The sequence below is a fragment of the Bifidobacterium sp. UTCIF-38 genome (assembly GCF_006454495.1).
Lineage (GTDB): Bacteria > Actinomycetota > Actinomycetes > Actinomycetales > Bifidobacteriaceae > Bifidobacterium > Bifidobacterium callitrichos.
The window spans coordinates 97,007-117,759 of record NZ_JFAL01000019.1 but is presented as its reverse complement, the minus strand read 5'-3'; the positions used below and the strand labels follow the sequence as shown (position 1 = coordinate 117,759).

At 64.2% G+C, this 20,753-nt stretch carries 19 protein-coding genes and 1 tRNA gene; 15 read left to right on the top strand and 5 right to left on the bottom strand.

All coding sequences use genetic code 11. The features are described 5' to 3' along the window. The 4 genes from sufC to BW11_RS06770 all read left to right on the top strand — a co-directional run bounded on the left by sufC (position 1) and on the right by BW11_RS06770 (position 3,526). Complete coding sequence (gene sufC / locus BW11_RS06785) at positions 1-789, top strand: Fe-S cluster assembly ATPase SufC (protein ID WP_043164121.1); 789 nt, start codon at positions 1-3, stop codon at positions 787-789. A 126-nt stretch (positions 790-915) separates the two neighbouring features. Continuing rightward, complete coding sequence (locus tag BW11_RS06780; protein WP_140445036.1) at positions 916-2,187, top strand: cysteine desulfurase; 1,272 nt, start codon at positions 916-918, stop codon at positions 2,185-2,187. 61 nt (positions 2,188-2,248) lie between these two features. Further along, entirely contained in the window at positions 2,249-2,812 is a 564-nt protein-coding gene (gene sufU, locus BW11_RS06775) for a Fe-S cluster assembly sulfur transfer protein SufU (protein WP_140445035.1), read from the top strand. Positions 2,813-2,935: 123 nt separating this feature from the next. Beyond that, on the top strand, positions 2,936-3,526 hold the full coding sequence (locus BW11_RS06770) for a metal-sulfur cluster assembly factor (RefSeq protein WP_140445034.1): 591 nt from the start codon (positions 2,936-2,938) through the stop codon (positions 3,524-3,526). Positions 3,527-3,651: 125 nt separating this feature from the next. On the opposite strand, the gene glgC is transcribed toward BW11_RS06770, so the two are convergent. The 3 genes from glgC to BW11_RS06755 all read right to left on the bottom strand — a co-directional run bounded on the left by glgC (position 3,652) and on the right by BW11_RS06755 (position 6,230). After that, positions 3,652-4,899 carry a glucose-1-phosphate adenylyltransferase gene (gene glgC, locus BW11_RS06765; protein WP_043164111.1) on the bottom strand — a complete coding sequence of 416 codons (1,248 nt, stop codon included), beginning with the start codon at positions 4,897-4,899 and terminating at the stop codon, positions 3,652-3,654. Positions 4,900-5,174: 275 nt separating this feature from the next. After that, positions 5,175-6,047, bottom strand: a complete 873-nt coding sequence (locus BW11_RS06760; protein WP_140445033.1) for an RNA methyltransferase — start codon at positions 6,045-6,047, stop codon at positions 5,175-5,177. 92 nt (positions 6,048-6,139) lie between these two features. Next, positions 6,140-6,230 (bottom strand) — tRNA-Leu (locus tag BW11_RS06755). A 95-nt stretch (positions 6,231-6,325) separates the two neighbouring features. Between BW11_RS06755 and BW11_RS06750 the strand changes: the two genes are divergently transcribed. The 6 genes from BW11_RS06750 (at position 6,326) to era (ending at position 11,781) form a co-directional block, all read left to right on the top strand. After that, positions 6,326-7,123, top strand: a complete 798-nt coding sequence (locus BW11_RS06750; protein WP_140445032.1) for a 16S rRNA (uracil(1498)-N(3))-methyltransferase — start codon at positions 6,326-6,328, stop codon at positions 7,121-7,123. 63 nt (positions 7,124-7,186) lie between these two features. Next, entirely contained in the window at positions 7,187-7,525 is a 339-nt protein-coding gene (locus tag BW11_RS06745; protein ID WP_140445031.1) for a histidine triad nucleotide-binding protein, read from the top strand. A gap of 14 nt (positions 7,526-7,539) precedes the next feature. Next, positions 7,540-8,751: a PhoH family protein gene (locus BW11_RS06740; RefSeq protein WP_140445030.1), complete on the top strand. Its 1,212-nt coding sequence runs from the start codon at positions 7,540-7,542 to the stop codon at positions 8,749-8,751. Next, a complete protein-coding gene (gene ybeY, locus BW11_RS06735; protein WP_043164101.1) occupies positions 8,741-9,286 on the top strand; it encodes an rRNA maturation RNase YbeY in 546 nt (181 codons plus the stop codon). The genes BW11_RS06740 and ybeY overlap by 11 nt, the downstream gene beginning before the upstream one ends. A 76-nt stretch (positions 9,287-9,362) precedes the next feature. Beyond that, positions 9,363-10,808, top strand: coding sequence for a hemolysin family protein (locus tag BW11_RS06730; protein WP_140445029.1), 1,446 nt, complete (start codon positions 9,363-9,365; stop codon positions 10,806-10,808). A 1-nt stretch (position 10,809) separates the two neighbouring features. Then, entirely contained in the window at positions 10,810-11,781 is a 972-nt protein-coding gene (gene era, locus BW11_RS06725; RefSeq protein WP_258184577.1) for a GTPase Era, read from the top strand. Positions 11,782-11,821: 40 nt separating this feature from the next. On the opposite strand, the gene BW11_RS06720 is transcribed toward era, so the two are convergent. Next, positions 11,822-13,513, bottom strand: coding sequence for a hypothetical protein (locus BW11_RS06720; protein ID WP_140445027.1), 1,692 nt, complete (start codon positions 13,511-13,513; stop codon positions 11,822-11,824). A gap of 129 nt (positions 13,514-13,642) precedes the next feature. Beyond that, positions 13,643-14,863 carry an NADP-dependent isocitrate dehydrogenase gene (locus tag BW11_RS06715; RefSeq protein ID WP_140445026.1) on the bottom strand — a complete coding sequence of 407 codons (1,221 nt, stop codon included), beginning with the start codon at positions 14,861-14,863 and terminating at the stop codon, positions 13,643-13,645. A gap of 149 nt (positions 14,864-15,012) precedes the next feature. On the opposite strand from BW11_RS06715, the gene BW11_RS06710 reads away from it, so the two are divergent. The 5 genes from BW11_RS06710 (at position 15,013) to rpsB (ending at position 20,653) form a co-directional block, all read left to right on the top strand. Further along, positions 15,013-16,140, top strand: coding sequence for a GuaB3 family IMP dehydrogenase-related protein (locus tag BW11_RS06710; RefSeq protein ID WP_140445025.1), 1,128 nt, complete (start codon positions 15,013-15,015; stop codon positions 16,138-16,140). 138 nt (positions 16,141-16,278) lie between these two features. Further along, positions 16,279-16,899, top strand: coding sequence for a hypothetical protein (locus BW11_RS06705; RefSeq protein WP_140445024.1), 621 nt, complete (start codon positions 16,279-16,281; stop codon positions 16,897-16,899). A gap of 54 nt (positions 16,900-16,953) precedes the next feature. After that, on the top strand, positions 16,954-19,050 hold the full coding sequence (locus BW11_RS06700; protein WP_140445023.1) for a long-chain fatty acid--CoA ligase: 2,097 nt from the start codon (positions 16,954-16,956) through the stop codon (positions 19,048-19,050). Positions 19,051-19,055: 5 nt separating this feature from the next. Continuing rightward, entirely contained in the window at positions 19,056-19,544 is a 489-nt protein-coding gene (gene def, locus BW11_RS06695) for a peptide deformylase (RefSeq protein WP_107044033.1), read from the top strand. Positions 19,545-19,825: 281 nt separating this feature from the next. After that, positions 19,826-20,653, top strand: a complete 828-nt coding sequence (gene rpsB, locus BW11_RS06690) for a 30S ribosomal protein S2 (RefSeq protein ID WP_043164087.1) — start codon at positions 19,826-19,828, stop codon at positions 20,651-20,653. Positions 20,654-20,753: the final 100 nt, after the last annotated feature.

Here is a 20,753-nt window from a genome sequence, read left to right as displayed (position 1 = left end):
ATGGCTGGACAGCACACCCTCGAAATCAAGGATCTGTACGCATCCGTGGAGACCAAGGAGGGTCGCAAGCAGATCCTCAAAGGCGTGAACCTCACCGTCCACTCGGGCGAGACCCACGCCATCATGGGCCCCAACGGCTCCGGCAAGTCCACGCTCGCCTACACGCTCGCCGGACACCCCAAGTACGAGGTCGACTCCGGTCAGGCGCTGCTCGACGGCGTCGACATCCTCAAGCAGACCCCGGACCTGCGCGCCAAGGAGGGCCTCTTCCTCGCCATGCAGTACCCGGTCGAGGTGCCGGGCGTCTCCATGACCAACTTCCTGCGCACCGCCAAGACCGAGATCGACGGCCAGGCCCCGGCCATCCGCACGTGGGCCAAGGAGCTCGGCGAGGCGATGAAGCGCCTGCGCATGGACCCGAAGTTCGCGTCCCGCTCCGTCAACGACGGCTTCTCCGGCGGCGAGAAGAAGCGTGCCGAGGTCCTGCAGCTCGAGCTGCTCAAGCCGAAGTTCGCGATCATGGACGAGACCGACTCCGGCCTCGACGTCGACGCGCTGCGCATCGTGTCCGAAGGCGTCAACCGCGCCAAGGAGAACACCGACCTCGGCATCCTCATGGTCACGCACTACACGCGCATCCTCAAGTACATCAAGCCGGACATCGTGCACGTCTTCGCCGACGGCCACTTCGTCAAGACCGGCGGCCCGGAGCTCGCCGACTACCTCGAGGAGCACGGCTACGACGAGTATCTGCCGGAGGGCGCGGATTCCGAATCGGCACTCGCCTGAAAACTTCCGTGTGGGATTGCGGTGTCCGGTTCTCGACGCACTCAAGGTCGTTCGGCCAAGCCTACGGTCGAGAATCGGACGCCGCAATCCCACACTCGTCAGCCACTGTATGGGCAAGGGGGAAACATGACAGACTTCGCAAGCATTCGGGACGAGTTCCCGATTCTGAAGCAGGAGATCCACGGGCATCCGCTCGTGTATCTCGACTCGGCGGCCACCTCGCAGAAGCCGCAGTGCGTGATCGACGCGGAGAGCGAGTTCTACCGCACGATCAACGCCGGCGTGCACCGTGGCGCCCATGAGCTTGCGGCCCGCAGCACGATGGCCTTCGAGGACGCCCGTGCCAAGGTCGCCAAGCTGGTCGGCGCGAACGCCGCCGAAGGCGAGGAGGAGATCGTCGTCACGGCGGGTGCCACCGCGGGTCTCAACCTGCTGGCCACCGCATTCGGCAACGCGTCGCTCGGCCGTGGGGGAGAGGCCGCCAGGCGTTTCGCGCTGAAGCCCGGTGACGAGATCGTCGTCTCCAAGGCCGAGCACCACTCCGTGCTGCTGCCGTTCCAGGAGCTCGCCTACCGTACGGGCGCCACGTTCAAGTGGATCGACCTGACCGAGGACGGCCGCGTGCGCACCGACAACCTCGACGAGGTCATCACCGAACGCACCAAGGTCGTCGCCGTCACGCACGTGGGCAACACCACCGGCGCGATCACCGACATCGCCCCGATCATCGCCCGCGCGCACGCGGTCGGCGCGATCTTCATCCTCGACGCCTGCCAGTCGGTGCCGCATCTCAAGGTCGACTTCCATGCGCTCGACGTGGACTTCGCCGCGTGGAGCGCGCACAAGATGTACGGTCCCACCGGCGTCGGCTTCCTCTACGGACGCCGCGAACTGCTCGAGGCCCTGCCGCCGGCAAGCTTCGGCGGGTCCATGGTCGAACTCGCGTGGATGGACCAGCCCGCCCAGTACATGGAGCCTCCGGCACGCTTCGAGGCCGGCACCCAGCCGGTCGCGCAGGTCGTGGCCGCAGGCGTCGCCGCCGAATGGATGATGAAGGTGGGGCTCGAGAACATCGAGGCCCATGAGCGGACCATCGCCGCCGAACTGCTCAAGCTCGGCGACATCGACGGCATCCGCATTCTGGGCCCGCGTGAGAACGTGGACCGCATCGGCACCGTCGCGTTCGACGTCAAGGGCGTGCACCCGCACGACGTCGGCCAGTACATCGACGCGCAGGGCATCGCCATCCGCGTCGGTCACCACTGCGCGCAGCCGGTGCACCGTCACTTCGGCCTGTACGCCTCCAACCGTGCCTCGTCCGGCGTGTACAACACCGTCGAGGACGCGCAGGCGCTCGTCGAGGCGGCGAAGGGCATCAGGAAGTTCTTCGGAGCCTGAAAAGCCCAAAACTGTTGTTTCGCCCTCCCCGTCAAGGGGAGGGCGCTATATTGAGGAGACTATGAACGATTACGGCATGAGCGGCGATGACCTCGAACAGATGTATCAGGAGGTCATCCTCGAAGCGGCGAAGAATCCGCACGGCAAGGAGCATTTCGCAACGGACCTGACCAAGGAGACCGCCGGTGACGGCAACGTCTCGGGCGAGACCGTGGTGCGGGCCACGCACGAATACTGCACGCCAGGCGAATCCCACCAGTTCAACCCGACATGCGGCGACGAGGCCACCGTGCACGTGGAAGTCTCCGACGAGGAGCCGTACACCATCAGGCGCGTCGTATGGGATGGACAGGGATGCTCCATCTCACAGGCGAGCCTGTCCGTCATGGTCGATCTTGTCGACGGTCAGACCGTCGACAAGGCGATGGAGCTGGAGCACACCTTCCATAAGCTCATGGAGTCCCGCGGCAAGGGTCTGGACGATGAGGCCGCCGAGGAGAGACTCGGCGACGGAGTCGTCTTCCAGGGAGTGTCCAAGTATCCGATGCGCATCAAGTGCGCGCTGCTCGCATGGGAGGGTCTCAAGGACTCCATCGCGAAGGCGCTGGCCGCCAAGAACGCGTGAACGTGCCCCGGAGGACCCAAGCCTCTCTCAGCCGATAGCCAAGACGTGGACGCGCACGCATGACAAGCCGAAACAGCTCGCGTACAGTAGACGCTGTAATCCTATCCAAGGTATGGAGTGACAATGAGCGATAATCTGGTGCCTGAACCGCAGCCGTCCGTGTTCGACGCGGTCAACGACGTTCTGCAGGATGAGGAGGCCGCCCGTCGCGTGATGGCCAATCCGGCTCTGGCCAAGGGATTCCCGAACGGGCATCCCGCCCCGTCGGCATCGGATGCGGACGACATGTGCGCATGCGGTCGCCACAAGAAGAGCGAATGCGGTCACGGTGACGACGAGCATGGCGACGACAGCAACATCCCGCTCAAGTTCGTCGACGATATCGGCCGTGCCACCGCCGAGGACGTGCGTGAGGCCCTGCATCAGGTCATCGACCCGGAGCTCGGCATCGACGTCATCGATCTTGGTCTGGTCTATGGCATCGAGATCGATGATCAGGGCCGTGCCATCATCACGATGACGCTGACCACGCCGGCCTGTCCGCTGACCGATCTCATCGAGGACGAGTGCGCCAGCACCCTCGCCGGTCTCGTCGAGGAGTTCCGCATCGACTGGACGTGGCAGCCGCGTTGGACAATGGACAAGATCACGCCCGAGGGTCGCGAGCAGCTCGCCGCGCTCGGCTTCAACTTCGACAACATGCCGCAGTACTGAAGTTGCAGTTGCGATACCGGATCCACTGATCCACAGCATCTGCGGCAATATGATGATGGGCTCCGACCAGTTACGGTCGGAGCCCATCATCATATGTCATAGCCGAATGTCGTATCGGGAAGCGATCAGTCGTCGACGACGGTTCCCTTCGGCACCACGGTGATGCCCTCGGGCGTGACGGTGAAGCCGCGCGCGAGATCATGCTCGGTGTCGATGCCGACCGTGGAGTTCTCGGTCAGTACGACGTTCTTGTCGAGGATCGCCTTGTACACGCGGGCGCGACGGTTGATGATCACGCCGTCGAACAGAACGGAGTCGACGACCTGCGCCCACGAGTGGATGCGCACGTTCGGGGAGAGCACCGAGTGGTGCACCTCGCCGCCGGAGACGATCACGCCGGGGGAGACGATCGAGTCGGTCGCATGGCCCAGACGGTCGCGTCCGGCGTGCACGAACTTGGCCGGCGGCAGCGTGCCGGAGTTCGTGTAGATCGGCCACGCCTGGTTGTACAGGTTGAACTCGGGCACGTAGGCGATCAGATCCATGTGCGCATCGTAGAACTGCTTGATCGTACCGACGTCGCGCCAGTAGGCGTGATCGGTCGGCGTGGCGCCGGGGATCTCGTTCGTGTTGAAGTCGTACACTCCGGCCTCGCCGCGCGAGGCGAAGTACGGGGCGATGTCTCCGCCCATGTCGTGCTTCGTGTTCTCGTTCTTCTCGTCCTTGGCGAGGGCGTCGAACAGGGCGTCCGTGTTGGCCACGTAGTTGCCCATCGAGGCGAGGAAGGAGTTCGGATCGTCCGGAAGACCGGCGCAGGTGTCCGGCTTCTCGAGGAAGCTCTTGATCTGGTTCGGGTGCTCCGGATCCACGTCGATCACGCCGAACTGCTTCGACTGCTCGATCGGCTGGCGGATGCCTGCCACGGTGAACTCGGCACCGGACTCGATGTGCTGCTGGACCATCTGGCCGAAGTCCATGCGATAGACGTGGTCGGCGCCGACGATGACGACGATGTCGGGCTGGACATCCTCGATGATGTTGATGGTCTGGTAGATGGCGTCGGCGGAGCCGAGGTACCAGTGCTTGCCGAGGCGCTGCTGCGCCGGCACGGGGGAGACGTAGTTGCCCAGCAGGGAGGAGAAGCGCCACATCTGGGAGATGTGACGGTCCAGCGAATGGGACTTGTACTGGGTGAGCACGACGATGTGGCGATAGTCGGAGTTCACCAGATTGGACAGGGGGAAGTCGATGAGACGGAACACGCCGCCGAAGGGAACGGCCGGCTTCGCACGGTCTCGGGTCAGCGGCATCAGGCGGGTTCCCTCGCCGCCCGCCAGCACGATCGACAAAATCTTCTGCTTGTTCTTGGCCATTGTCTACGTTGCTCCTCTCAACAACTTCCAGCGTCTTTCAACGCCGCTCGGGGTTGTAAACCGGGCATCCTTGTCTCGGTCTCACATTGACAATGATTGCACGAAAACGGCGACACGCAAGCAACGTCGTCCCGCGCGTCTCGGTGTGTCCTCTCGCGTCGGCAGTGATGCATATCACATGTACGGGGTGCGTCGAAGGCCTCGTCATGCGTGGGAAACGATCATCGGCCGAGTGCGATCGGAGGGGGATACGGGGGAGACGAGGAGAGGAGAGATCAGATGCGATGCGGGCGTGTCGCGTAGAAGGCGACAGCGCTGGAGGCGGCCACGTTGAGGGAGTCGACGCCGTGCGCCATGGGGATCCTCACGGTGAGGTCGGCGCGCGCGATGGTGTGGCGCGACAGGCCGTCGCCCTCGGTGCCGAAGATCAGCGCCAGCTTCTCGATGTGATCGGCCTCGGCGGGATCGTTGTCGAGTCTGCGGGTGAGCTCGTCGAGACTGATCGAGTCGTCCTCGAGCGCCATGGCCACCGTGGTGAAGCCAAGGGACTTCAGCTCGTCGATGCCCCTGAACGGCCAGTAGCGCCTGTCCTCGCCGCCGATGCGAGTCCACGGGATCTGGAAGACCGTACCCATCGATACGCGCGCCGCGCGACGGTACAACGGGTCGCCGCAGGAGGGGGTGACCAGCACGGCGTCCACATCGAGCGCGGCGGCCGAGCGCATCAGCGCCCCCACGTTCGTATGGTCGACGATGTTCTCCATCACCGCCACGCGTGTGGCATGCTCGCACACCTGCGCCACGGAGGGCAACGGCCAGCGACGCATGGCGGAAAGGGCCCCGCGGTGCAGACGGTATCCGGTCAGTCGCTGCAGCTGGTCGGGTGAGGCCACGTAGACCGGCACGTCCGGGCCCCAATGCCCGTCGATGAAGGAGAACTCGTCGGCCATGCCCTCGATCCACTGCTCCTCGACCAGCAGGGAGATCGGCTCGCGTCCCGCGGCGAGCGCGCGGTCGATGACCTTCGGCGATTCGGCGATGAACAGTCCCTTCGCCGGCTCCAGGCGATTGCGCAGCTGGATCTCAGTCAGATTGACATATGCCGACACGCGCTCGTCGTCGATGGATTCGAGATGGACGAAACGCATGGGAAACTCCTTTTATATGTCTTTGTTTCATAGGCGAGCGACCGAATGGGCTGCGGATACAAGAAAACCCCTTGTTTCCAAGGGGTTTTCGATGGTGCCCGAGACGGGACTTGAACCCGTACGCCCGTTAAAAATAGGCACTAGCACCTCAAGCTAGCGCGTCTACCATTCCGCCACCCGGGCAGGTGTCACTGCGTGGCAACGAGTGATTACTTTATCATCGATCGACGGACGCGCAATCGCCGGCGTGTCGCACCGGTGTTGATAGCCTTGGAACCATGACAAACGCTTTGTTCCTCCTCGATTCGGACCATGACGACGTGCCGGTCAACTCGGATGAGTTCAACGCCGGATGGAAGATCACTCTGCCGGCCTCGGTCAGACGTCACGCCGTGCAGGCGATGCGTCTCAAGGCCGGCGACGGGCTCCAGCTCTCCGATGGCGCGGGTCTGCGCATCGCCGCCGAACTGGTCGATCCCGAAACCGGGCTGGCGGAGGTGAGGGAGTTCACGCGCGAGCCGCGGCCGATCACCCGTCTTGCGCTGGTGCAGGCCCTCGCCAAGACCGGACATGACGAGCAGGCCGTCGATACGGCCACGCAGATCGGCGTCGACGAGGTGATCCCGTGGCAGGCCGACCGGTCCATCGCCAAGTGGAAGGCGGGGCGCACCGACCGCAAATGGGGTGCCGTCATCGACGCCGCTACGGAGCAGTCGCGCCGCGCGTGGAGGCCGGAGTTGGGGGAGTGCGTCTCCTCGAAGCAGATCGTGTCGATGTGCCTGAGGGCCAACGTGCACGGGGATCTGGTCGTAGTCCTCCATCAGGACGCCACCGACACGTGGGACTCCGTCGAATCGCTGGTCGCCGATCTATCCGGCAGATGTCTCGCGGATGGCAGACCGCGCACCATATATGTGGTCGTCGGCCCCGAAGGCGGCATCAGCGAGGACGAGGTCTCCCGGTTCGTCGAGGCGGGGGCGCACAGCGTCGTGCTGGGGCGCAACATCCTGCGCGCCTCGACCGCCGGGCCGGTCGCTCTCTCCCTGCTGAGCCGGGCGCTCGGACGGTACGCCTGACGCGCTAAGCTGAGTGCGAGGAAACCAAACCCCATCGAACAACACGTCGAGCAAGGAGCACGTATGAGCGAAGCCGATGACTGCCTGTTCTGCAAGATCATCGCCGGACAGATCCCCAGCAGCAAGGTCTACGAGGACGACACCGCCTATGCCTTCAACGACATCAACCCGAAGGCCAAGGTCCATGTGCTGATCGTCCCGAAGCGTCATTATGCGAACGTCGCCGAACTTGCCGCCGCCGATCCCGCCGAACTCGCCCATATCGTCGAGATCGCCCAGAGGATCGCGGACGAGCGGTTCCACGGCGCGTTCCGCCTCGTGTTCAACACCGGACTCGACGCAGGACAGACGGTCTTCCACGTGCACGCCCACGTGCTCACCGGCGAAGTCCTGGACGAGTAGGGGATAAGGGCTCCGTGGCGACGACAACGCGAACCATCACCATCCCCACCCAACTCGATCCCGTGGCCGTCCTCGGACCTGTCGACGAGGTGATCCGCGAGGTGGAACGCGCGTTCCCCGACCTGACCATTCTGGTACGAGGCAACCGCGTGGCCATCGTCTCGCGGTCCAAGCAGACCGAGTCCGACGCCTCCAAGGCCGAGGAGCTCGTCCACACGATCATCGAGGCGGCGCATACGGCGCCGATGGACGCGGACACCGTGCGGCGGATGATCGATCAGGACGTGCTCGACAACCGCACCCGCGTCACCCATCCGGGCCACGGCCGCACCGTCGAGGCGCTGCAGCGCATGGAGGCCAACGTCTCCTCCCGTTCGACGGGAGACGAACGGCGCAGGCCCACGGTGCCGGGCGTCATCACCTACGCCTCCGGCCAGCCCGTGCGGGCCAAGACCCCCGGTCAGGCCGCCTACGTGGCCGCCATCGAGTCGCATACCATCACGTTCGGCATCGGCCCGGCAGGTACCGGCAAGACGTATCTGGCCGTCGCCAAGGCCGTGCGGGCCTTCCAGGACAAGCAGGTGCGCCGCATCATCCTCACCCGCCCGGCGGTGGAGGCCGGAGAGAGCCTAGGCTTCCTGCCGGGCACGCTCAACGACAAGGTCGACCCCTATCTGCGTCCGCTCTACGATGCGCTGGGGGACATGCTCGGCGCCGACCAGCTCAGACGTCTCATGGACGACGGCACCATCGAGGTGGCGCCTCTGGCCTACATGCGCGGCCGTACGCTCAACGACGCGTACGTCATCCTCGATGAGGCGCAGAACACCACCGAACAGCAGATGAAGATGTTCCTCACCCGTCTGGGCTTCAACACGAAGATGGTCATCACCGGCGACATCACGCAGGTCGACCTGACCGTGCCCAGATCGGGATTGGCGACCATCGAACGGATCCTCGACGGCATCAGGGACATCGCATTCGTGCATCTCGGGTCGCAGGACGTGGTACGCCACCGTCTCGTAGGTCTGATCGTCGAGGCGTATAACCGCCACGAGGGCCTCGACGGCGACCATCGCCGTATCTCCAGCCGTCATGCCGGACACGTCGCGCGCGTCGACCATGACGACCATGACGACCATGACGAACGCGCCGAGCATGGTGGCGATCACGACGACATGAACCGAACCGAGCACCGAAAGGAACCTGCATCCGATGAGCGTTGACGTATCCAACGAGACCGTGTGGACGATCGAGCCGAAGCTGTTCTCCGATCTCGGCATATGGGTGCTCGACCAGATGCGCGTGAGCACGCAGTCCGACCTGACCATCCTCTTCGTCGACCCCGAGCCGATCGCCGAGATGCACGCGCATTGGATGAACCTCGAGGGACCGACCGACGTGATGAGCTTCCCGATGGACGAACTGCGCCCCGGAGACGGCAAGACCGTCATGGAGGGAGTGCTCGGCGACATCGTGATCTGCCCATGGGTCGCCGCGCAGCAGGCCGCCGCTGCCGGCCACGGCGTGCTGCAGGAGATGATGCTCCTGACCATCCACGGCATCCTGCACCTGCTCGGCTACGACCATGTCAACCCGGAGCAGGAACGTCAGATGTTCGGTCTGCAACGCCAGCTGCTGCTCACCTTCATCGCGGTGCGTCACGATCTGGGCGCTCCCGTGGGGCTGCCGGCCGGCAGCCCGGATGCACTGGCCATCTACGACGCCGAACATGGCGCGGGCCGTCAGATCACCCACTGATCGAAGACAACAGCCATAAACCCGTAACCTGTCATAATCTCATATTCCCGATCGCGTTAGGAAAGAACGAACACCGATGGAGTATTCCCAATCGACCCTGATCGTCATAACCGCCGTGCTGGTCGTCGTCGCGGCCCTGCTGGTCTGGCTGTCGCTGCTGCTGGCGGCCGCCGAGGGAGCGGCGGGACGGGTCACCCGGGCAAGCCTGAACAACCTCATCCTCGAAGTGCAGACCGATGCCGAGCTCTCGCAGTTCTCGAGGATGAAGAAGATCACGCGCATCCATCGGGTGCAGCGGCTCATCGCCGACCGGTATGCGGCGGCGGGGGCCTGCGCGTTCTTCCGTGTCACCTGCAACGTGCTCGTCGGCGCGCTCGTCGCCATCGTCGCTGCGATCTGGGGTGCGATGGTCTGGCTGCAGATCATCATCGGACTGGTGGTCGCCATCGTCGTCGGCGTGGTGAGCGTGCTGGTGCGTCCGCGCGAGACCGGCGCGGTCAAGCCGGCCGACATCATGATCAAGCATTCCTGGCTCGTCACCGTCGCGAACACCATCACCCCGTTCACCAGCATCGGAGCCGCGCCTGACGGCCGACGCCGTTCCCAGAACCTCTCCGATGACGAGGAGCTCGAGAAGATCCAACAGGAGCAGGGACGCGCCACCATCGACCGTCTCGTCGAATCGAACGACTTCGATCCTGAGGTTTCGGAGATGCTGCGCAATGTGCTCACCCTCTCCGATACGTTGACCCGCGAGATCATGGTGCCGAGAACCGACATGATCTGCATCGAGAAGGACGCGACGCTGGAGGACATGCTCAAGCTGTGCTCGCGTTCCGGATTCTCGCGCGTGCCGGTCATCGGCGAGGACGTCGACGATCTGATCGGCGTCGCGTACCTCAAGGACGCGGTCAGGGCCACCGCCTTCAATCCGGCGGCGATGGAGCGTGAGGTGTCCTCCATCGTGCGCGATCCGATGCTGGTGCCCGAATCCAAGCCGGTCGACGACCTGTTCCACCAGATGCAGCGCTCCCGCCAGCACGTGGCGATCGTCGTCGACGAATACGGCGGTATCGCAGGTCTCGTGACCATCGAGGACACCATCGAGCAGATCGTCGGCGAACTCGAGGACGAGCACGACCGCACCCAGCGCGAGGAGCCCGAGAAGATCGGCGAGAACAAGTGGCGCATGCCCGCTCGCACGCCGATCGCGGATCTCGAGGAGCTCTTCGAGATCGACATCGACGAGGATGACGTCGACACCGTCTACGGCCTGCTCACCAAACTCATCGGCCGCGTGCCGATCGTCGGGGCCTCGGCCGTGACGCGCGGCCTCAGACTCACCGCCGTCGACTCTGCGGGACGCCGCAAGAAGGTGTCCACCATCGTCGTCGAACCTGCCCACGTCGAGGGGCGCGAGGAAGATGACAAGTCCGAATCCGGCGATCAGAACGCCGATGATGACGACAAGAGCAAGACACGCAACACGCATGACGGCCATAGCGAAGGCCATGAGGAGTGATATGAGCGAAACAGCAACCACCGCAACCGAGCAGCCGTACCGTTCCGGCTTCGTGGCGGTCGTCGGACGACCGAACGTGGGTAAATCCACACTGATCAACGCGCTGATCGGCACGCAGATCGCCATCGCGTCATCACGTCCGGAGACCACGCGCAAGGCCATCCGCGGCATTCTCACCACCGATCACGCACAGCTGGTGCTCGTCGACACCCCCGGCATCCACCGTCCGCGCACCCTGCTCGGCCAGCGTCTCAACGACATCGTCGACGAAAGCCTGTCCGACGTCGACGAGGTGGCGTTCCTGCTGCCCGCCGATCAGGAGATCGGCCCCGGAGACAAGCGCATTCTGTCGCGTCTGCGTTCCGACTTCGCCGTCAAAAAGGACGATGGCACGTTCACATGGAAGATCCCGCTGATCGCCGTCGTCACCAAGATCGACGAGCTGTCCCGAGAGCAGCTGGTCGCCAAGCTCATCGAGATCAACGAATTCGCCGATTTCGCGGACATCGTGCCTGTGAGTGCCCTAGAGCACGACAACCTCGACGAGGTACGCAACGTGCTCATCGAGCACACGCCCGAAGGCCCGCAGATGTATCCGGCGGATCAGGTCAGCGAGGAACGCCCGGAGGAGACCATCGCCGAGCTCATCCGAGGCGCGTTCCTCGAGCAGCTGGACGACGAGCTGCCGCACTCACTGGCCGTCGTGGTCGATTCGATCGAATACCCGCAGGACAACGAAACCGGCGAGACCTATGACGGCAAGGCCGAGGTGCATGTCTCGATCTACGTGGAGCGCGACTCCCAGAAGCCGATCATCATCGGCCGCGGCGCCGAGCATCTGACCGCCGTCAAGAAGAGGCTGCGCACGCCGGTCAACCGTATCGTCGGCTGCAAGGCCAGACTGGACCTGCATGTCAAGGTTGCCAAGGGATGGCAGTCCGATCCCAAGAAGCTCGAACGCCTCGGCTTCTGAGCTGGCCTACACCTTCTCGACCGCTCGACCGTCCTCCACGTCACAGGCCGGCATCGGCCATGGTGATGTAGCCGGGATCGATGAGCACCGTCTTGAGATTGTAGGCGCTCACGGACAGGGCGTCCTCGCTGATCGTGCTTACCTTGGTCTTCGAGGACGATCCGGGCACGAGCTCCTTGGTGATGTACTTGAGATCCGCGAGGGATTCCCCGCGGTTGAGGCGAACGGTCGTCTCGGCGATATCGGCGGCGAGGGCATTGCGGTTCTCCAGCCCGGTCATCCACTGCTTGCCGTTGACGACCTGCGGAATGGTGTCCACGTAACCGCCGAATCCGGTGACGATGGGCCAGCGGGAATCCGATTCGTCGTCGGCGTTCGGATCCTGCGTGGAGTCGGACGAATCCGTGTCGTCGTTTCCGGCGGATTCGCCATCGGCGTCCGGAGCCTTCACCGGATCGGGCACTTTGCCCCGCTGCAGATCCTTCTTGCCGGTGATGTTGCCCACGATGCCGGAAATCGTGATCGACGGGTTGATGTCCGCCGCCGAACCCGTATAGCCGAGCGAGGCGAGCTCATCGGTCACGACCGAGGCCACATAGTCGTTCATCGCGATGATGCCATCGACCTTCGTATACGTCGTGCCCGCATCGTTCTTCTCGATGGGAAGACGCTCGTCCAGTGCGGCGGCGATGTGCTTCTCGTCGTCCGCGGGGACGGCGACGGCACGCCAGTCGGAGTCCTTGGTGTTCTTATCGAGCAGACCGGACGGGCTGTATGCCTTGCCCTGGTTGAAATAGGGTTGGAGTATCCTCCACATGCCTGAGAACGCGGCGCGCGCGAACGCGTCGTCGAACTGCGTCGTCTCGCCCGTATCGGTTTCATCGCTCTTCGCGTCGGACGCCGCATCGGACTTCGAACCGGATCCCACCTCGTTCGACTGCTCGTCGCCTGAGGCGGAGTAGGGGATTAGCACCTCGATCGCCTTGGGGTTGTCCTTGCTGGCCTTGTCCAGATCGAGTTTGGCGATGAGCTTGGTCGCCTGAAGTGCGCCGATCTGCTCGGCCGTGGAGAATCGGACGAACGCGTCGGGGGAGAATCCGTCGACGCCGTTGGACAGCAACACCACATGCATGCCGGCGTCCTTTGCCAGTTTGAGCGCAGCATCGAGACGATCATAGGCGTCCTGCTCGTCGGTGTCCCCTGCGGAGGAATCGGAGGAACCGGCATCCGTCGAATCCGAGGAATCGGTGGGCTGCGTGACGTAATCGCCGTACTGGCGGGTGGAGGGGTCGGCGTCGACCACCGGCGCGACGATGATCGTCGTATGCGAGGGGTCGGAGCTGTCGTTGCCACCGTCCGAGGAGTCCTGGCTGGCGGTCATGTGATCGACGATCCAGTCCTGCACGTCATGGCTCTGCTGGTCGAGACTGTCGGAGGTGGTCTTCTCGATCGCGTCCTTGCGGACCCCCTGGCCGATCAGTTCCTCGGTGATCTGCGGCGTGAGCTTCGCCCATTTGTTGAGCGGTGTGCGCTGGGAGATGGTGATGCCGTCCGATGGGGTGAAGATGGCCACCGTTCCCGCGGTGGTCTTGGATGTGGTGACGGTCGTGGCGCCGTTCGCATTCACGTCATTCTCGGAGCCGGTCGAGCACGCTCCGGAGGCGAACAGCAAAGAGATCCCCGCCGCCATGGCGATCAGTCGTACTGCGATGTGGCTGCGGCTTGTGGCCATGGGGCGGGGATCCTTTCAATCGACGGACGATGCTTGCGATCTTTTCGATCTTCGCCTCGATTGTAGTAGCCCTTCCCTAGGAAACGGGAATACGGGCTGGACTCTGGGTCACCTGATCATCCTTGCGGATCATTCGGCAAGCGCCTTGGCGAGGTTCTCGTCGAGCGCGTTCATGAATCCCTCGGTGTCGAGCCACGGCTGGTCGGGGCCGATGAGCATGGCGAGGTCCTTGGTCATCTGGCCGCCCTCGACGGTGTCGACGATCGTCTTCTCGAGCGTCTCGGCGAAGTGACGGACCTCAGGGGTGTTGTCGAGGTCCGCGCGGTGCTTGAGGCCGCCGGTCCAGGCGAAGATCGAGGCGATCGGGTTCGTGGAGGTCTTCTCGCCCTTGAGCCAGCGGCGGTAGTGGCGGGTCACGGTGCCGTGCGCCGCCTCGGCCTCGACGGTCTGTCCGTCCGGAGTCATGAGCACGGAGGTCATGAGGCCCAGCGAGCCGAAGCCCTGCGCCACGGAATCGGACTGGACGTCGCCGTCGTAGTTCTTGCAGGCCCAGATGTATCCGCCATGCCACTTGAGGGAGCTGGCGACCATGTCGTCGATGAGACGATGCTCGTACGTCAGTCCCTCGGCCTCGAACTTCTCCTTGTACTCGGTCTCGTACACCTCGGCGAAGATGTCCTTGAACTGTCCGTCGTACGCCTTGAGGATCGTGTTCTTCGTGGACAGGTACACCGGGTAGTGGCGCATGAGACCGTAGTTGAAGCAGGCGCGGGCGAAGCCCCTGATCGAATCGTTGACGTTGTACTGCACCTGGGCCACGCCGCCGTCCGCGCCGTAGTCGTAGACCACGTGCTCGATCGGATCGGAGCCGTCCTCGGGGGTGAACGTGACGGTCAGACGTCCGGCTCCCGGCACCTTGAAGTCGGTGGCCTTGTACTGGTCGCCGAAGGCGTGGCGGGCCACGACGATCGGCTTGGTCCATCCGGGGACGAGGCGCGGCACGTTGCTCATCACGATCGGCTCGCGGAAGATGGTGCCGCCCAGGATGTTGCGGATCGTGCCGTTGGGGGACTTCCACATCTTCTTCAGACCGAATTCCTTGACGCGTGCCTCGTCTGGGGTGATGGTGGCGCACTTGACGCCCACGTGCTCGCGCTTGATGGCGTTGGCCGCGTCGATGGTGACCTGATCGTCGGTGGCGTCGCGGTTCTCGATGCCCAGATCGTAGTAATCGAGATCCACATCGAGGTAGGGCAGGATCAGACGATCCTTGATGTCCTTCCAGATGACGCGGGTCATTTCGTCGCCGTCGAGCTCGACGACTGTGCCTTCGACCTTGATTTTGGCCATGCTTCCTCCTGACGGTTGAAAAAGAACGTGACCATTCATATCTCATCCATGTAACGGCGAAAGCGGGCGTTCGAAAATGTGAGATGCGGCGAAATGCGCCCGCGGGCGCCGTGACTCGCCGTCATACCCGCGCATTATTCTCGGGAGATATGTCTCAGGAAATTGAAATCGGTTTGGGCAAGAAGGGCCGTCTGGCCTACTCTCTGGACGATGTCTCCATCGTTCCCTCCCGCAGGACCCGCGATCCCCAGGACGTCTCCACCGCTTGGCAGGTGGACGCCTATGAGTTCGACGTGCCGGTCGTCGGCGCGCCGATGGACTCGGTGACGAGCCCCGCCACGGCGATCGCGATGGGTAGGCTCGGCGCGCTTGGCGTGCTCGACCTCGAGGGTCTGTGGACCCGCTACGACGATCCGACGCCGCTGCTGGAGGAGATCTCCGAGCTGCCGGCCGAGACCGCGACCAAGCGCATCCAGGAGATCTACGCCGAGCCGATCAAGGCGGAGCTGATCACCCAGCGCCTGCACGAGATCCGCGATGCGGGCGTCACCGTTGCCGGTGCGCTCTCCCCGCAGCGCACGCAGCAGTTCTATTCGACGGTGGTCGATGCGGGCGTCGACCTGTTCGTCATCCGCGGCACCGTGGTCTCCGCCGAGCACGTCTCGCAGGACCATGAGCCGCTCAACCTCAAGCAGTTCATCTACGATCTCGATGTGCCGGTCATCGTCGGAGGCGCGGCCAACTACACGGCGGCGCTGCACCTGATGCGCACCGGAGCCGCCGGCGTGCTCGTCGGATTCGGCGGAGGCGCCGTCTCCGCCACCCGCAACACCATCGGCGTCGAGGCCCCGATGGCCACCGCCATCGCCGACGTGGCCGAGGCCCGCCGCGACTACATGGACGAGTCCGGCGGCCGCTACGTCCAGCTCATCGCCGACGGCGGCATGGGCGATTCCGGCAGCTTCGTCAAGGCGCTCGCCCTGGGCGCGGACGCCGTCATGCTGGGAGCCCCGCTGGCGCGCGCCACCGAGGCTCCGGGCAGGGGCAAGCACTGGGGCGCCGAGGCGCGTCACCAGACGCTGCCGCGCGGCTACCGTACGGATGTCGGAACCGTGGCCTCGCTCGAGCAGATCCTGTTCGGACCGAGCCACACCGCAGACGGCACCACCAACTTCATCGGTGCGCTGCGGCGTGCGATGGCGTCCACCGGCTACGTCGACATCAAGAGCTTCCAGCGCTGCGGCGTGGTCGTGGCGCCCTACAGCGGCCGTCGCTGAGCCGTCGGGCGTGTAGCCGGTCATCCACCGGATCATCCACAGTCATCACATTGGGTCCCCGCGTCGTTGACGCGGGGACTTTGTCGTGGTGAGCTGGATCGCGAAACGCAAATCGCGAAAACGGATGAAGGAGTCCCCATGACCGGCACGAACGACATCGACGGCGATATGAACGGCACGGACGGCACGGAGCGCGATGGCGTCACGCGCCGGTCGATAAACGGCGCGCGCGACGCATGGCGATCCGAGACCAGCGGTAACGCCTACGAATCGTCCGACGGTGACGGGGCGCCATCCCGCACCGAGCAGAATCTGCCCGTATACGAGGGGTCCATCTACGTCGAGCTCGGGGCGGATGCGGTGCCGTATCGCATCGTGGCCACCGAGGACGGCGTGATGGGGGAGCGCGAATGCCATGCACTGGCGGTTTCGGCCTGCAGGATCGCATGTCTGACGGCCGATGTGATCCGCGGCAAGCTCGCCCCGTCCGCGCTGAAGCGCGCCGTGACCGCGCCGTGTCTCAAACGGATCGAGACCCTCGCCTTCCTGGTGGACAGCCAGCTGAGGAAAAACCTCGAGCTGCGCGCGCGGATGCGATGTCTTCCCGTGGTGCCGCATGACGTCTCCGGCACCCTAGTCAACGAGACGAGCGTCGAAATGGTCATCAAGATCTCCGTGGGCGGCACGGTCTACTGGTCGACCGTCGCACTCAGACGCATAGGATGCAGATGGATGTGCGTCGTCGTGGATATGGGTTAGGCAGGCCGCCGATCAGGCGTTGAAATACAGACATAGCGGGTATAGTTGAGCCTTATGTTGCGTGAATACATCTCCGACCCCGAATATGTGACCGGCGACGGCGACACGATCTTCTCGCTGCTCGCCGACAGAGCGGCATCCGAACCCGACGGCGACATCGCCGAATACCAGGACGACGAGCGTGTCTGGCACACCGTCTCCGCCGCGTCGATGCTCGCACGCGTGCGCGAAGTGGCCAAGGGCCTGATCGGACTCGGCGTCCGTCCGGGAACGATGGTGGCGATCTACTCGGCCACCTGCTACGAGTGGGGAGTCGTCGATTTCGCCTGCGCCGCGATCGGCGCGGTCAGCGTCCCGATCTACGAGACCGACTCGGAGCGGCAGGCCGCCTCCATCATCATGGATACGGCGCCGCTGATCGCGTTCGCCGGCGACCACCAGCATGCGCAGACACTCGAGCAGGTGCGCGATCAGGTGAAGGACCTCAAGTACATCTTCAACTTCAAGGCCGCCGGACTCGACGCCGTCGCCGACTTCGGCGCGCACGTGCCCGACGACGAGCTCGACGAGGCCATCGCCCGCGTGAAGGCCGACGACATGTCGACCATCGTCTACACCTCCGGATCGACCGGCAAACCCAAGGGCGCGATGCTGTCCAACCGCAATTTCGTGCACATCGTCAAGAACGGCTACATCATCCTGGACGAGATGCTCTACGAGCCGAACCGTCTGCTGCTGTTCCTGCCGCTGGCCCATTGCTTCGCCCGCTACATCCAGTACGTGGCCGTCGGCGGACACGGCGTGGTCGGCTACATCCCGGGCGCCAAGCATCTGTTAGCCGATCTGCGCTCGTTCAAGCCCACGTATCTGCTCGGCGTGCCGCGTGTGTTCGAGAAGGTGTACAACGCCGCCTCCCAGAAGGCCGGCAACGGCATCGCTGGCCGTGTGTTCGCCGCCGCATACCGTCATTTCGTGCAGTGGTCCAGGGACGAGCAGGAGGGACGCGGACACTCGCTGATCGCCCGCATGCAGCACTCGTTCTTCATGTCCACGGTCGGCAAGTCGGTGCGTTCGGCGCTGGGGCCGAACCTCGCCTGGCTCGCCTGCGGCGGCGCGCCCCTCAACGCCGATCTGGCGCACTTCTTCAACGGCATGGACGGCATCACCTTCATCCAGGGCTACGGCATGACCGAAACCGCGGCTCCGATGATGGTCAACTGGCAGGACGCGAACCGGGTCGGATCGGTGGGCAAGCCCGGCCCCGGCATGGGCGTGAGGCAGGACGAGGACGGCGAGCTGCTGCTCACTGGCCCGAACGTGTTCCTCGGCTACTACAAGCAGCCCGATCTGACCGCTCAGGTCAAGACCGCCGACGGCTGGATCCGCACCGGCGACCTCGGCACCATCGACGACGACGGCTTCGTGTACATCACCGGCCGCAAGAAGGACATCATCATCACGGCCGGAGGCAAGAACGTCAGCCCCGCGCCGATGGAGGAGGTCATCGCCACCTGCCCGATCGTCGACCATGCGGTCGTCGTGGGCGACGGCAAGCCGTTCATCTCCGCGCTGATCGAGCTCGACGAGGAGATGACCCGTTCCTGGCTCGCCTCGCAGGGACTCGACCGCGAGGCCTCGATGGACGAGATCGCGGCCAACGACGCGGTGCGCGCCTACATCCAGCAGTACGTCGACAAGGCCAACGCGAACGTCTCCCGCGCCGAGTCCGTGCGCAAGTTCGTCGTGCTCGACGAGGCGTTCACCCAGGAGAACGGCACGCTGACCCCGAGCCTCAAGGTCGTGCGCCCGAAGGTACTCAAGCGCTACGAGAGCATCATCGACGGCGAGATCTACGCGCCGCGCGGCGCCTCCAAGCCGCTGCCCGCCACCGTGCGCATCCTCGACAGGACCACCGAATCGGTCAAGCGTACCGCCGAGACCGTCAAGCAGGCCTCCGAGAACGTCAACCCGAAGGCCCTGCGCTCCGCCTACGAGCAGGCCAAGGAGAACGTGTCGGATTCCATTGCTAGCGTATCCGAGAGAATCAAGCGCGAGGACCCGGGAGCCGAAGCCGATCAGACCGACGGCTCCGAGCGGACCGACCGTGCCGACGACCGTGCCGACGGTCATGACGAGGACAAGGAGAACTGAAAGCATTGGCCATCCGAGAGATTCGCATCGTACCAGATCCCGTGCTGCGCACGCCCTGCGATGAGATCCGCGAGATCACCCCGGCCGTGCGCCGGCTGGTGGACGATCTGCTGGAGACGGTGAACGATCCCGGCCGCGCCGGCCTGTCCGCCAACCAGATCGGCGTGAGCCTGCGAGCCTTCTCCTACAACATCGACGGGAAGATCGGATACATCCTCAATCCGGTGCTCGAGGAGACCCGAGGGGAGCAGTACGGTGACGAGGGGTGCCTGTCCGTGCCCGGCCTGTGGTACAAGACCCGTCGCGCCGACTACGCGCGCGTCAGGGGCATCGATCTTAACGGCAAGGAGATCGTGCTTGAGGGTAGTGGGCTGATGGGTCGCATGCTCCAGCACGAGACCGACCACCTCGACGGACACGTCTATCTCGACCGTCTCGAGAAGGCGGAACGACGCGCCGCGCTGAAGTACATGCGCGAGCACGCCGCCAAGTGATCGGGCGATAAGCCGACGCCGACAAAGGCCTGTGTGACGCATGCTCGTCGTCGCACAGGCCTTTTCCATGCCCCGTGGTATCCTAAAAATTTGTGTGCCACCCGGCAACGAACGCAGTCGCAGGCGTTCCGAGCCACCCATTATCGTCAACCGGCGCACCAAGAATTCGCGTCATGCTCGCGACGGCCCGTGTCGGTCGGCCCGACCCCGTGTCAATCGGGGGAACGGCTGCACCCGGGTGCGCATGACCAGGCAATAACCGACAAGAAAGGTGTATCACCATGGCTCAGATCACTATGAGCGAAATGCTGAAGGCCGGCCTGCACTTCGGCCATCAGACCCGCCGCTGGAACCCGAAGATGAAGCAGTTCATCCTCACCCAGCGCAACGGCATCCACATCATCAACCTGTTCAAGTCGCTCGAGATGATCGACAAGGCGTACGACTTCATCAAGACCACGGTCGCCCACAACGGCACCGTGCTCTTCGTCGGCACCAAGAAGCAGGCTCAGGAGGCCGTCTCCGCCCAAGCCACCCGCGTGAACATGCCGTATGTCTCCGAGCGCTGGCTCGGCGGCATGCTGACCAACTTCCAGACCGTCTCCAAGCGCGTCGCCCGTCTCAAGGAGCTCGAGGAGATGGACTTCTCCGACGTGCACGGCTCCGGCCTGACCAAGAAGGAGCTGCTCCTGCTCGAGCGCGAGAAGGACAAGCTGGAGAAGCAGCTGGGCGGCATCCGCAACATGGGCCGCACCCCGTCCGCGATGTTCGTCGTCGACATCAACAAGGAGGCGCTGGCCGTCGAGGAAGCTCACAAGCTGGGCATCCCGGTCGTCGCCATCGTCGACACCAACACCGACCCGGAGTCCGTCGAGTACCCGATTCCGGCCAACGATGACGCCATCCGCGGCATCGAGCTGCTGACCACCCTGATGGCCGACGCCGTCGCCGAGGGTCTGCTGGAGCGTTCCGGCAAGGCCGCCAAGGACGAGTCCGAGTCCGCCGAGCAGCCGATGGCCGCTTGGGAGAAGGACCTGCTGGAGAACCAGGACGCCGCCGCGACCGAGGCTCCGGCCGAGTCCGCCGAGGGCGAAGCCAAGGCCGAGTGACCCGTTAGGGACCGGTAGACGCTAGAATCGGAGGTGCGACAAGGATTGCACCTCCGATTCTAGGAGTACACAATCGAGTTTCATCTCAAGGAGATAGTTT